Raw genomic sequence first — 749 nt, 5'->3', positions numbered from 1 at the left:
TGATGTCCGGCGGTGCTTTTGCCGTTACGCACCACCCCGTCAGTAGCTGAACAGGAGGGACAGCTGATAGAAACAGAAGCCACTGGAGCACCTCAAAAACACCATCATACACTAAATCATTAAGTTGGCAGCATCACCGATTTTTTAAACATATAAAATACCATCAATGAAGTGATTAAGAAGTTATAGAGTAACAGAGAATTAATAAGATTCTTTTCTCTGAGACGCCAGAATATTTGTTCTGGCGTCTGATTTTGAGTTTATTTGACTAATGAAAATAGATCATTGAGTGATTCGCTCATCGACGGATGAGTAAATATCTGATCGCGTAATATGCTATAAGGCAGCCCGGCATCCATCACCATTTTCACTATATTGATCATCTCGTGGGAGTCAATACACAGCAGTGATGCTCCTAATATACGTTGGGTTTTATTATCAACAATCGCTTTTAATACCCCACGGGTATCGTTCATCACTCTGGCGCGCGGAATTGCAGCTACAGGCAATGTCACCACCTGAATATCAGCACCACTCTCTCTGGCTTGTTCTTCTGTCATACCAACCCTGGACAGGGGCGGTGTCATAAATACGGAATAAGGCACATTTTTCCGATCATCAGTACTACGTTCTGAGAGATCCCCTCATAATTTCCCCAAAGCGTAACCATGTGTGAATAAATTTTGAGCTAGTAGGGTTGCAGCCACGAGTAAGTCTTCCCTTGTTATTGTGTAGCCAGAATGCCGCAA

General features: G+C 42.9%; 2 protein-coding genes and 1 pseudogene. All 3 read right to left on the bottom strand.

Annotation, left to right across the window (positions count from 1 at the left end; all coding sequences use genetic code 11):
- Window positions 1-83 (bottom strand): IS1 family transposase (locus ACOTX5_RS26735; protein WP_001672765.1); only part of this gene is annotated, 83 nt, incomplete at its 3' end.
- A 177-nt stretch (window positions 84-260) separates the two neighbouring features.
- A pseudogene (locus ACOTX5_RS26730) lies at window positions 261-632 on the bottom strand (pyridine nucleotide-disulfide oxidoreductase); the annotation flags it as partial.
- Window positions 633-644: 12 nt separating this feature from the next.
- Window positions 645-749 (bottom strand): hypothetical protein (locus tag ACOTX5_RS26725; RefSeq protein ID WP_224471907.1); only part of this gene is annotated, 105 nt, incomplete at its 5' end.

The organism is Enterobacter cloacae complex sp. IR5441 (genome assembly GCF_049238215.1).
Lineage (GTDB): Bacteria > Pseudomonadota > Gammaproteobacteria > Enterobacterales > Enterobacteriaceae > Enterobacter > Enterobacter hormaechei_C.
The sequence above is the reverse complement of the archived record's forward strand: the minus strand, read 5'-3'. Positions and strand labels throughout refer to the sequence as shown.